Genomic DNA, 12,765 nt, shown 5'->3' with positions numbered 1-12,765 from the left:
TTTTTTTCTACAACCATCGTTTTTAAGTTAAAAAAATAGGAATAACACTTTATTTAAAGCTAGTTTTTGTATTTTTAAGGCTTTAATTTCTCTTATACTGAATATCAAATACTTAATTATGAAAAAAATTACTCTGTCCAAAATACTTTTTATACTCGTGTGTATACCAAGTTTTTTGTTGGCTCAAGAAAAAAATTCACGTGCAAACACTAAATGTCTAACCGACATTTATAATGCCGAATTAATTGCTACTAACCCAAATATGATGGGTAGTGAAACATTCAAACAACAATTGCAGTCTAAAATTCAAGAAATGCAAAACACGCCTCAACGTAGGGTTGTTATTTCTATTCCTCTTGTTGTTCACGTATTACACAATGGTGAGCCTGTAGGTACTGGTCCAAATATATCTGATGCCCAAGTACTTTCTCAAGTTACCGTTATGAATGAAGACTTTAGAATGATGATGGGCACTCCAGGAGAAAGTACTGAAGGTGGTGTAGACGTTGAAGTTGAATTTGTAATGGCTCAACGTACTCCAGATGGGTGTCCTACAAATGGTATTAACCGTGTAAATATTTGTCAGGATGGTACTAACCAATCTGATGTTCAATTCTGGAAAACACAAACATCTTGGGACCCAAGCAAATACATGAATATGTGGTCTTCTAAATATGTTGGAGATTTAGCTGGAATTTTAGGTTACGCACAATTTCCAGGCGGACCAGGCAATACTGATGGCGTTAGTGCTGGTCATACCTTTTTTGGAAGTTCTGATTATGACGATGGATCTTTTGAGTTAAGCCCACCATATGATAAGGGTAGAACCATGACTCATGAAGTTGGGCACTATTTAGGCTTATACCATACTTTCCAAGGTGGCTGTACAGCTCCTGGCGATGAAGTAGATGATACACCTGCTGTTCAGTCTCCAAACTTTGGATGTCCACCAAATAATATTACCTGTGGCTCTCGAGATATGGTTGAAAATTATATGGATTACAGTGATGATACGTGTATGAACACTTTTACTCAAGGGCAAAAAGATAGAGTTCAAGCTGTTTTAGCTACTTTCGCAAACCGCTCAACGTTAGCAGCTTCTGATGGTGCAGACCCATTACCTGGTGTTTCTGATGATGGTGCTATTCAAGTTGCCGCTGTCAACCCATCGACTTGTGGGCCAGAATTTACACCTTCGGTTACTATTACAAATTATGGTACTTCAACAATGACATCAGCAACTATTTCTTATGATGTAGATGGTGGTTCTTCAACAGATTATAACTGGTCAGGCTCATTAGCTGCAGGCGCTTCTGTTGATGTTGACTTGCCTACAATTGCTTCTACAGCTGGTGACCACACATTAAATGTTAGTATTTCTAACCCAGGAAATGCACGTACATGTAATGATGATGCAAGTGCTTGTGTTACATTAAATCCTGCACCTAGCATGGTTTCCACTACTCAAGTCCATTTAGAATTAACTACAGATAATTACTGTGAAGAAACTACTTGGGAGTTCCGTGATGTAGATGGTAACGTATTATATAATGGTGGTCCTTATGCTCAAAATGCTGAAGACAATACAACATTTAACTATGATTTTGATGTAACTCCAGGTGAGTGTTATTCATTTATAATATTTGATGCTTATGGCGATGGAATTTGCTGCGGATTTGGAAATGGATCTTACGAACTAACAACTGATGATGACACTGTTATTTTTAGCGGCGGCGAATTTGGATCTGACGAAACAACAAACATGGCTACACAGTCATTAAGTGTTGATGAGTATACTTTAAACAGTATTCGTATTTACCCAAACCCAACAACTTCTGAATTAAATATTAAATTGAGTAATACAAATGATTTACCTAATGGTTATAAAATTTACAACATGTTAGGTCAATTAGTTACCGAAAAAACAATTGATAGCAATTTGGATCTTATAATAAATACATCTGCTATGAGCAATGGTATGTATTTTATTAAAATTGCCAAAGGTAATAGTGCTTTAACTCTTCCTTTTGTTAAGGAGTAATTAAACGCTTTAATAACTTCAAAAGAGGATTGGCTATTATGTCAATCCTCTTTTTTATTTTTGTAAAAACACGTTTCTCAACTTGAAAATTATACAATCGTCTAAAAGCGAGACCTTACAAAATTCGGCAGTTACCATTGGCACCTTTGATGGTGTACATATTGGTCATCAGAAAATAATAAAACGCCTTATTGACACTGCAAAAAAAGAAGGGTTAGAATCTGTTGTACTAACCTTTTTTCCTCATCCTAGAATGGTCCTACAAAATGATGCTGACATTAAACTCATAAACACCATAAAAGAACGCCAAGACATTCTGGATGAATTGGGTCTTGATTGCCTTTTTTTAAAACAATTTACCAAAGATTTTTCCAGATGGTCTGCTGAAGATTTTGTTCAAAAGCTTTTGGTAAATCAGCTAAACGCTAAAAAAGTAATTATTGGTTATGACCACCATTTTGGCAGAAATAGATCTGCAAATATTGACGATTTAAAAGCCTTTGGAGAACAGTACAATTTTGAAGTTGAAGAAATTAGTGCACAAGATGTCAATGATGTTTCTGTCAGTTCTACCAAAATACGTAAGGCTCTATTAGAAGGCGATATAGCAAACGCCAATAGTTATTTAGGTTATAATTTTATGCTAAATGGTATAGTTGTAAAAGGGAAGGGGCTTGGGAAAAATATTGGCTACCCAACAGCTAATTTATATATTGAAGAAGCTTATAAACTAATACCAAAACAAGGTGTCTATATTGTTCAATCAACTATAAGCAACAAACGTGTTTATGGCATGATGAACATTGGTCAAAATCCCACAGTTAATAACAGCCAAAGTCAAAATATTGAAATTCATTTCTTTGATTTTAATCGCTCTATTTATAATTTAGAATTAAAAATAGAGCTGCTTGTTAGAATACGTGATGAAAAAAAATTCGATTCAATCGAAACTCTATCGCAACAGCTTGAACAAGATAAAATTACATCATTAGCTTATATAAAAAATCTAGATGGCAAATAATTTTCTTTTTAAACAAATTGATAACAGTCCCTTAATAGTGTTCCGTATCATTTTCGGATTGCTTTGTTTTTTAGAATCGGTTGGAGCCATTTTTACAGGTTGGGTAAGAAAAACACTCGTAGATCCTGATTTTACATTCTCTTTTATTGGTTTTGAATGGATACAACCACTACCAGGATATAGTATGTATGTCTATTATATTATTATGGGTGTTTTTGGTTTGTTTATAATGCTTGGCTACAAATATCGGTTTGGTGCCATTATGTTTACCACCATGTGGTTAGGCACATACCTCATGCAAAAATCATCGTATAACAATCACTATTATCTGCTAATTTTATTAAGCGCAATAATGGCCATATTACCGGCTAATCGTTATGCCTCTCTAGATGTAAAAAAGAATCCCTCGCTTAAACGTATTTCAATGCCCAATTGGTGTAAATGGATTTTAATTTTACAAATGTTTATTGTTTATACCTACGGATCAATAGCCAAAATATATCCTGATTGGTTAGATGCCAGTGTGCTTGGTATCTTGATGAAAAGCAAACAACATTATGTTTTAATTGGAGACTTTTTGCAACAAAACTGGCTACACTATTTTTTAGCTTATGGTGGCATTTTATTTGATGGCCTCATTATTCCGCTCCTATTGTTTAAACCAACAAGAAAGTTGGCTTTTTTTGCATCAATATTTTTTCATTTATTTAATTCCATTGTATTTCAAGTTGGTATTTTTCCATATCTATCTTTAGCATTTACTTTATTTTTCTTTGAGGCTAAAACAATTCACAGGATATTCTTAAAAAGCAAACCTTATTATGAAGGCAATGACATAGAAATTCCATCATATAAAAAACCTATGTTATTGGTGTTTTCAGTTTATTTTATAATTCAAATTCTTTTACCAATACGTCATCATTTTATTGAAGGCAATGTGTTTTGGACAGAAGAAGGGCATCGTATGTCCTGGCGTATGATGTTACGTTCTAAATACGGATTCGCCATTTATCAAGTGGTTGATAAAGACACCAACGAAAAGACAACCATTAATTTAAATGATTATCTAACCAAAAAACAACAGCGCCATGTAGCTACAAAGCCAGATTTTATCTGGCAATTTGCACAACGCCTAAAACAAGATTACGCTAAAAAAGGTAAGGACATTTCAGTTTTTGTTGATTGCAGAACAAGTTTAAATGGTAAGCCGCACAAAACCTTAATAAATCCTGAAACAGACCTTGCTGCAATAGAATGGTCTGCTTTTAAGCATAGCCCTTGGATTTTACCTTTAAAACAAGAATAAATCTGTTTGTAATTCCTTAAATTTGTGCCTTAAATTTTAAAGCACATGTTACAAGTACCTTTTATAAGAGAAAATAAAACGTTAGTTATCGCGCGTTTAGCAAAACGAAATATTGAAGCTACTCAAATAATTGAGGAGGTTTTAGCATTAGATGAAGAGAGAAGAGGTATTCAAACTCAATTAGATTCTATTTTAGCCGAATCTAATTCTATTTCAAAAGAAATAGGCATGTTGTTTAAAACTGGAGAGGTTGAAAAAGCAAATATTTTAAAAGAAAAAACTACCAATTTAAAAAACAGCTCTAAAGAATTAAGTGATAAACTTAATGATACGGCCAATGCATTAAATCAGTTGTTATACACAATACCAAATGTTCCCAATGAATTAGTTCCTAATGGAAATTCTGAAGATGATAATGAAACGGTTTTTCAAGAAGGGACTATCCCGCAATTACATAATGACGCACTTCCTCATTGGGAATTGGCTAAAAAGTACGACATAATAGATTTTGAATTAGGCAACAAAATAACAGGAGCTGGATTTCCTGTCTATAAAGGCAAAGGTGCCAGATTACAGCGGGCTTTAATTGCTTATTTTCTAGATAAGAATACAGAAGCTGGCTACACTGAATATCAATTACCGCATTTAGTAAATGAAGCTTCAGGTTTTGGAACAGGTCAGTTACCAGACAAGGAAGGCCAAATGTACCATGTTACAGAAGACAATCTATATCTTATCCCAACTGCTGAAGTTCCTGGAACCAACATATTTAGAGATGTTATTTTAAACGAAAACGAATTGCCTATTGGCATCACTGGTTATACACCCTGTTTCCGTCGCGAAGCTGGCAGTTATGGTGCTCATGTTCGTGGTTTAAACCGTCTACATCAATTTGATAAAGTTGAGATTTTACGTGTGGAACACCCAGAAAAATCTTATCAGGCTTTAGACAATATGGTGAACCATGTTAAAACCATTCTACAAGAATTACAATTACCTTATAGAATCCTCCGATTGTGTGGAGGCGATTTAGGGTTTACATCGGCTTTAACTTACGATTTTGAAGTGTTTTCTACGGCTCAAGATCGTTGGTTAGAGATATCTTCTGTTTCAAATTTTGAAACCTATCAGGCTAACCGATTAAAATTACGCTTTAAAAATGCTGAAGGTAAAAAAGAATTAGCGCACACTTTAAATGGTAGTTCTTTGGCATTACCAAGAGTGTTGGCAGGTATTATTGAAAATTACCAAACTCCTGATGGCATTAAAATTCCAGAAGTTTTAATCCCTTACACAGGCTTTTCAATAATCAATTAGTTGTTAGGTTTTTTCTTACTTTTCGATTCAATTTTATTTGTTTTTATCGATTAAATACAAATAACGCATGCCGTTTAACGAAAAAACAATGATTTTTTTTGTTTTTTTAAAAAATAGTTTGAAGTTAGTAGTCCCAAAAACCAAAACCTACTGACCATGAAAAATTTATTACGAGTTTTTCTTTTAATAGCATTGGCTTTTTTAGCCAACAAAGTACTACTAACAGACTTTGAATTTACACCAGAACAAACAACAAAACATACTGCTGCTTTAACTTTGGCAGAATAAACTTAAATGCCCCAATCGAGTAATTGAATCATGTTAAAGTAACAATGGTTAATAGCACTATTATTTTGGTTGGTAAATGCCTGATTTTAAATCAGGCATTTTTTTTATAAAAACATTCACAAATACTACAAGTTACATTTGCTATATTTACACAAATGTCTGTTATGCGCCTTTTTGTTTTAGCCTTTTTTCTAATCCCCTTTTTGAGCCTATCTCAAGATGATATTCTTGCTAAAGAATATTTTAAAAATGGAGAGTTCGAAAAAGCATTGACATACTATCAATCTATTTATAATAAAACCCCAAACAATAATACTTATTTGGTAGGGCTGGTTAAAACACATCAACAACTGGAACAGTTTAATGAAGCCGAAACATTATTATTAAATCAAATAGACCGTATAGTTTATCCTGCTTTGTATGTAGAACTAGGCTACAATTATTATTTAAAAGGTGAAGTAGACCAAGCCAATTCTAATTACAACAAGGCTATATCGTATATTGATGAGAACGTTAATTACGCTTTTACTATTGGTAAATATTTTGAAGACCGTTCGCTTTTAGACCAAGCAGTTATCACGTACGAAAAAGCTATGCTGTTAAAGCCTAGTCTAAATTTCAATTCACACCTTGCCCGAATTTATGGAGAACAGGGCAATGTTGAAAAAATGTTTGAAAGCTATTTAAACTTTATTGGACACAACGAAACGTACATTAATACCATAAAGAGAGCTTTTAATGAGTTTATATCTGAAGATAGTGAAACTGAATACAACCAAATGCTTAAAAAAATTCTATTGAAAAAAATTCAACAGAATCCTGATATCATGTGGAACGAACTATTAAGTTGGTTGTTTGTTCAGCAAAAAGAATACAAAAAAGCTTTCTTACAGGAAAAAGCAATTTTTAAACGACAACCTGAAACTTTAGACCGCATTTACGAATTGGCGTTTATTGCAACTAACGACGAAGATTATGAAATTGCTACAGAAATATTCACCTATTTATCAGAAACCGCTCAAGATTTAGATACAAAAATCGATGCCTACTATAATTTATTGCAAATAGACCTTAAGACACAGTCTGACCTTAAAATAATTGAAGACAAATACACCAATCTATTCAATTTATATGGCAAGCAAACCCAAACTATAAACCTCCAAATATCCTATGCTCACTTTTTAGCTTTTTATAAGAATGAGCCTGATAAAGGCATCAGAATTTTAAAGGAAAGTCTAGATTTACCATTATCGGCCCTTGAAATTGGTCAGGTTAAATTAGAACTTGGAGATATATTGGTTTCTCAAGAAAAGTTTAACGAAGCATTAATTAATTACACTCAAATTCAACGTAATTTAAAAAACAGCACCATATCGCAAGAAGCTAGATATAAAGTTGCTAGAACAAGTTTTTTTAAAGGTGATTTTGATTGGGCTGAATCACAGCTTAAAGTATTAAAATCATCTACATCACAACTTATTGCCAATGATGCTTTGGATCTTATGTTACTTATTCGCGACAACAAATATGAAGACTCAACTCAAACTGCACTAAAACTATATGCCAAGGCAGATTTGTTAGCTTTTCAGAACAAAACAGACGAGGCTATTGTGGTTTTAAATGATATTTTAGCAAATCATAAAGGCGAGTCAATTGAAGATCAGGCTTTATTCAAACAAGGTAAATTATACGAAACCAAACAGCTTTATGAAAAAGCTGAAGAAAATTACAACCTTATTATAACAAATTTTAAAGACGATATTTTAGCTGACGATGCTTATTTTGCTCTAGCTGAAATCTATCAATATAAATTAGACCAATCTCAACAAGCCAAAACCTATTACGAAAAAATACTGTTTAATCATGAAGATAGTATTTACTTTGTTGAAGCAAGAAAACGTTACCGATTACTACGTGGCGATGCCATAAATTAAACCCATATGATTATTGCCGAAACCAAAAGGCTTATAATTTCTAAATTCACACCAGAAGATGCTGCGTTCTATTTAGAGTTGCTAAATACGCCTAAATGGATAACCTACATTGGCGATAGGCATTTAAAAACCGTTGACGATGCCAAAAATTACCTACAAGAAAAAACCATTCCTGCGTATGCAAAGCAAGGTTTTGGCTTCTATAAATTAACTAAAAAAGAAAGTAATAGACCAATTGGAACTTCCGGCCTAATAAAAAGAGATACATTAGATTTTCCTGATATAGGATTTGCCCTTCTTCCAGAATATGAAGGAAAAGGATATGGCTATGAAGCCTCTATAAAAATACTGGAATTAGCCAAAACAACATTTAAATTAAACAAAGTTTTAGGCATAACTTTGGAACACAATACAAATTCCATTAAATTACTTGAAAAACTGGGACTATCCTTTGAAAAAAAGATAAAACCCTTTGAAGACGACGAAGAACTCCTGTTATTTGCAAAAAACTTAAATTAATTGGTTGTTCTTGCTATTTTCTACAAAACTAAACTTTAGTAAGACAGGAATCCATTATCTTTAATATTATGATAATATACAACGTAACAGTAAACATAGACGATAGTGTTCATGACCAATGGTTAGACTGGATGAAAACCGAACATATTCCTCAAGTATTAGCTACAGGCAAGTTTAAGGAAGCGCGTTTAACAAAAGTATTGGTTGAAGAAGAACAAGGCGGAACAACGTATTCCACCCAGTTTAGAGCGTTTTCTCGTGAAGCACTAGACGACTACTATAATAATTATGCAGACGCTTTACGAAATGAAAGCTTGAAAAAGTTTGCCGATAAAATGCTGGCGTTTAGAACCGAGTTGGAAATAATAGATGAATTTACTGTAAATTTTAAGTAATCAATTATGTCAGTAAAAGCAAAAAAACATCTTGGTCAACACTTTCTAAAAGACGAAAATATTGCTCAAAAAATAGCAGATACGTTGTCCTACAATGGTTATAATCATGTTTTGGAGATTGGACCAGGGATGGGTGTTTTAACCAAATACTTGCTTGAAAAAGATATTACAACCCACGTTATTGAAATTGATACCGAATCGGTTGACTATTTAAAGGCCAATTATCTTAATCTAGCCAACAGAATTATTGAACAAGACTTTTTAAAGTACGATTTAAAAACTGTTTTTAAGGATGACCCGTTTGCCATCATTGGAAATTTCCCCTATAATATTTCTTCACAAATAGTTTTTAAGTTACTGGAAATACGACAACAGGTTCCTGAATTTTCAGGCATGTTCCAAAAAGAAGTCGCCTTAAGAATCTGCTCGAAAGAAGGCAGCAAAGTTTATGGTATTCTTTCGGTACTTACACAAGCTTTTTATGATGCCGAATACCTTTTTACCGTTCCGCCTTCAGTTTTTAACCCGCCTCCAAAAGTAGATTCTGGTGTACTATTATTAAAACGAAAGGATAATTTCACATTACCTTGCAGCGAAAGTCTATTTTTTAAAGTTGTAAAAACCAGTTTTCAACAACGTCGCAAAACCCTTCGCAACAGTTTAAAAACATTCAATTTGTCAGATAATTTAAAAGCAAATGTTATATTTGACAAAAGACCAGAACAATTAAGTGTTGCAGAATTCATAGAGCTGACTTCACGAATTGAAAATGACTAAATCCTTTGGTAGAAGAAAACGAAAACATACAATTTCAACTAACTGAAGAGCTTATTGAAAAGGTTGAGACCCTTATTGAACAACAAGATGATAAGGAATTAAAAAACCTCTTTAAAGAGTTTCATTATGCGGATATTGCTGAAATTCTTGATGAACTCAATCAAGACGAATCGGTCTATGTCATAAAATTGCTAGATTCTGAAACTACTTCGGATGTCTTAATGGAATTGGATGAGGATATCAGGGAAAAAGTTCTAAAAAATCTTTCAGCAAAAGAAATTGCCGAAGAAATTGAAGAGCTCGATACCGATGATGCTGCTGACATGATTTCAGAACTTCCCGAAGAACGTCAGGAAGAAGTTATCTCCAACATTGAAGATGCCGAACACAAAGCCGAAATTGAAGAACTTTTAGCTTATGATGAAGATACGGCTGGTGGTCTCATGGCCAAGGAATTGGTAAAAGTTTATGAAACCTGGACCGTTGCAGGTTGTATGCGTCGTATTCGTGGCCAAGCCAAAGATGTCACACGTGTGCATTCCATTTATGTTGTCGATAAAGAAGATAAACTTATTGGAAGGCTCTCTTTAAAAGACCTCATCACTGCAAAAAGCGACCAGAAAATTGCTGAAATATCTAACTCCAATGTGGATTATGTTTATGTTGATGAAGATGTTGAAGATGTTGCCAAAATCATGCAAAAATATGATTTGGAAGCCATTCCTGTTTTAGACAAAAACAACACGCTTGTTGGCCGTATTACTATTGATGATATTGTAGATGTTATTCGAGAGGAAGCCGATAAAGATTATCAGTTAGCAGCAGGTATATCACAGGATGTTGAAGCCGATGATAGTATCCTTGAACTCACTAAAGCACGATTGCCCTGGTTGGTTTTAGGTTTGTTTGGAGGTCTTGGTAGTGTGTTTATTATGAAAGATTATGAGCATATCATGTCTACCGTACCGTCCTTATTTTTTTATACACCTTTAATTGCTGCCATGGCTGGAAATGTAGGTGTACAATCCAGTGCCATTATTGTACAGGGTTTGGCAAATGACAATGTAAAAGGCAGTTTGCTAAATAGACTTTTAAAGGAAATTGGCTTAAGCCTCATCAATGGTTTAGCATTGGCAGTATTGGTTATGCTGTTCGGATTTATTATTGGTCAAGACACCACGGAAAGTTTCGCCATTGCCGTGTCTATGATGTCAGTAATTGTAGTCGCAGCACTCGTAGGAACATTTGTGCCTATTGTTTTAGACAAACGAGGCATAGATCCAGCTATAGCAACAGGACCTTTTATTACAACCAGTAATGATATATTGGGTATCTACCTATTCTTTGTTTTGGCAGGTTTAATTATCGGGTTTTAAATACCCCTAGCTTTCGTACCTTTACATTATGAAAGCAATTAATATTCAAGATAAATTTTCAAAATTTTCAAAAAACTGGCATCCGCATCAAATTGCAATTGTGGATAACATGCAAGTTATATTAGCCAAATTAAAAGGTGAATTTGTATGGCATAAACACGAGGATGAAGACGAACTGTTTCAAGTAGTAAAAGGTACCTTATACATGCAATTTCGTGACCGAATTGAAGTTATTAAAAAAGGTGAAATTATAGTCGTCCCAAAAGGAGTTGAGCACAATCCTATGACCAAAAATGATGAAGAAGTCCATGTGCTTTTGTTTGAAAAATTATCAACTGCCCATACAGGTAATGTACAACACGAAAAGACCCAAACCCATTATCCTAAAATTTAACCATGAAAATTCTTCATCTAGATACCAATCATCCATTACTCTTAAATCAACTCAATGAACTAGGTTTTGTTAATCATGAGGATTACACCTCTTCTAGAGAAGCTATTGAAGCTAAAATTCATGAATATAATGGTATTGTCATTAGAAGCCGTTTTACTATTGATAAACAGTTTTTGGATGCAGCTACAAACCTAAAATTTATAGCTCGTGTTGGTGCTGGTCTAGAGAACATTGATTGTGGGCACGCTGAAAAAAAAGATGTTTATTTAATTTCTGCTCCAGAAGGCAATCGCAATGCAGTTGGCGAACACACATTGGGCATGCTGTTGTCACTTTTCAACAAACTCAACAAAGCCGATAAAGAGGTGCGTCAAGGTAAATGGTTGCGTGAGGAAAATCGTGGCATAGAATTAGATGAAAAAACCGTTGGATTAATTGGTTATGGCAATATGGGAAAAGCCTTTGCCAAAAAGTTACGCGGTTTTGATGTTCAGGTTTTGTGCTATGATATACAAGAACAGGTTGGTGACGAAAATGCCAAGCAAGTCCACTTAAAAGAATTCCAAGAACGTGTTGATGTGGTGAGTTTACATACACCTCAAACACCCTTAACCCTTAACATGATTAATGCAACATTTATCAATTCTTTTACAAAACCGTTTTGGTTTATTAACACAGCACGAGGCAAAAGTGTGGTGACAAGTGATCTCGTTTCTGCTTTAAAATCGGGCAAAATTTTGGGTGCAGGATTGGATGTTTTAGAATACGAAAAGTCGTCTTTTGAAAGTGTCATGTCGAGCGCAGTCGAGACATCCCTACCGCTTCAGTATCTCATAAAAGCCGAGAATGTACTATTAACACCTCATGTTGCTGGTTGGACTATAGAAAGCAAAGAAAAATTAGCTCAAACTATAGTAGATAAAATTAAAGCAAAATTTTGCTAACTTTCAGTAATGAAAAAAACAGTTCTTGTTTTTGGTTTGCTCATCATAGCGTTACTTATCTTATTTCAATTAAGTAAATTTTCTGTGCTTTCTGGCGATTTAAAAATTGAAACAATCATTGCCATAATAGCTTTGGTCTTCTTTTTTATTGGTGTCTTCATTCATAAAAAAAGTATACTCAATAAGCCTGTGGCAATTCATACAATTGATAAACATAAGATTGAAGAATTAGAGATTACAACTCGAGAATATGAAGTTTTAAAACATATTTCAGAAGGGTTATCCAATAAAGAAATCGGTGAAAAATTATTCGTTTCCGAAAGTACCATAAAAACGCATGTATCCAATCTTTTGATAAAGTTGAATGCCAAACGACGAACAGAAGCTGTAAATATCGCCAAACAACTTCAAATTATTTAATTTTTTTACTTTTAGACTAAAGTATGAGGCATT

Annotated in this window: 13 protein-coding genes; all 13 read left to right on the top strand. The window is 33.9% G+C overall.

Annotated elements, in window-relative coordinates:
• Positions 1-118 precede the first annotated feature (118 nt).
• The 13 genes from K7G76_RS12760 (at position 119) to K7G76_RS15460 (ending at position 12,732) form a co-directional block, all read left to right on the top strand.
• Entirely contained in the window at positions 119-2,041 is a 1,923-nt protein-coding gene (locus K7G76_RS12760; protein ID WP_223034610.1) for a M43 family zinc metalloprotease, read from the top strand.
• An 82-nt stretch (positions 2,042-2,123) separates the two neighbouring features.
• The gene (locus K7G76_RS12755) at positions 2,124-3,062 is read left to right on the top strand and encodes a bifunctional riboflavin kinase/FAD synthetase (protein WP_223034609.1); all 939 of its coding nucleotides are present in this window, start codon (positions 2,124-2,126) and stop codon (positions 3,060-3,062) included.
• Positions 3,052-4,368: an HTTM domain-containing protein gene (locus K7G76_RS12750; RefSeq protein WP_223034608.1), complete on the top strand. Its 1,317-nt coding sequence runs from the start codon at positions 3,052-3,054 to the stop codon at positions 4,366-4,368. The genes K7G76_RS12755 and K7G76_RS12750 overlap by 11 nt, the downstream gene beginning before the upstream one ends.
• 45 nt (positions 4,369-4,413) lie before the next feature.
• Positions 4,414-5,685: a serine--tRNA ligase gene (gene serS, locus K7G76_RS12745; protein ID WP_223034607.1), complete on the top strand. Its 1,272-nt coding sequence runs from the start codon at positions 4,414-4,416 to the stop codon at positions 5,683-5,685.
• A 156-nt stretch (positions 5,686-5,841) separates the two neighbouring features.
• The gene (locus tag K7G76_RS15445; RefSeq protein WP_255573021.1) at positions 5,842-5,973 is read left to right on the top strand and encodes a hypothetical protein; all 132 of its coding nucleotides are present in this window, start codon (positions 5,842-5,844) and stop codon (positions 5,971-5,973) included.
• 164 nt (positions 5,974-6,137) lie between these two features.
• Positions 6,138-7,907 (top strand): tetratricopeptide repeat protein, encoded by a 1,770-nt coding sequence (locus K7G76_RS12740; protein WP_223034606.1) that lies wholly within the window; start codon positions 6,138-6,140, stop codon positions 7,905-7,907.
• A 6-nt stretch (positions 7,908-7,913) separates the two neighbouring features.
• Positions 7,914-8,426 carry a GNAT family N-acetyltransferase gene (locus K7G76_RS12735; protein WP_223034605.1) on the top strand — a complete coding sequence of 171 codons (513 nt, stop codon included), beginning with the start codon at positions 7,914-7,916 and terminating at the stop codon, positions 8,424-8,426.
• Positions 8,427-8,494: 68 nt separating this feature from the next.
• Positions 8,495-8,821 carry a DUF4286 family protein gene (locus K7G76_RS12730; protein WP_223034604.1) on the top strand — a complete coding sequence of 109 codons (327 nt, stop codon included), beginning with the start codon at positions 8,495-8,497 and terminating at the stop codon, positions 8,819-8,821.
• A gap of 6 nt (positions 8,822-8,827) precedes the next feature.
• Entirely contained in the window at positions 8,828-9,598 is a 771-nt protein-coding gene (gene rsmA / locus K7G76_RS12725) for a 16S rRNA (adenine(1518)-N(6)/adenine(1519)-N(6))-dimethyltransferase RsmA (protein WP_223034603.1), read from the top strand.
• Between the two features lie 26 nt (positions 9,599-9,624).
• Positions 9,625-10,974 carry a magnesium transporter gene (gene mgtE, locus K7G76_RS12720; protein ID WP_223034884.1) on the top strand — a complete coding sequence of 450 codons (1,350 nt, stop codon included), beginning with the start codon at positions 9,625-9,627 and terminating at the stop codon, positions 10,972-10,974.
• Between the two features lie 28 nt (positions 10,975-11,002).
• Positions 11,003-11,368 carry a cupin domain-containing protein gene (locus K7G76_RS12715; RefSeq protein WP_223034602.1) on the top strand — a complete coding sequence of 122 codons (366 nt, stop codon included), beginning with the start codon at positions 11,003-11,005 and terminating at the stop codon, positions 11,366-11,368.
• 2 nt (positions 11,369-11,370) lie between these two features.
• A complete protein-coding gene (locus K7G76_RS12710; protein WP_223034601.1) occupies positions 11,371-12,312 on the top strand; it encodes a 2-hydroxyacid dehydrogenase in 942 nt (313 codons plus the stop codon).
• Between the two features lie 9 nt (positions 12,313-12,321).
• Positions 12,322-12,732, top strand: a complete 411-nt coding sequence (locus tag K7G76_RS15460; protein WP_223034600.1) for a response regulator transcription factor — start codon at positions 12,322-12,324, stop codon at positions 12,730-12,732.
• The last annotated feature ends 33 nt before the right edge of the window (positions 12,733-12,765 follow it).

This window comes from Hanstruepera marina (assembly GCF_019880635.1).
Lineage (GTDB): Bacteria > Bacteroidota > Bacteroidia > Flavobacteriales > Flavobacteriaceae > Hanstruepera > Hanstruepera marina.
This window is presented reverse-complemented; position numbering and strand designations above follow the sequence as displayed.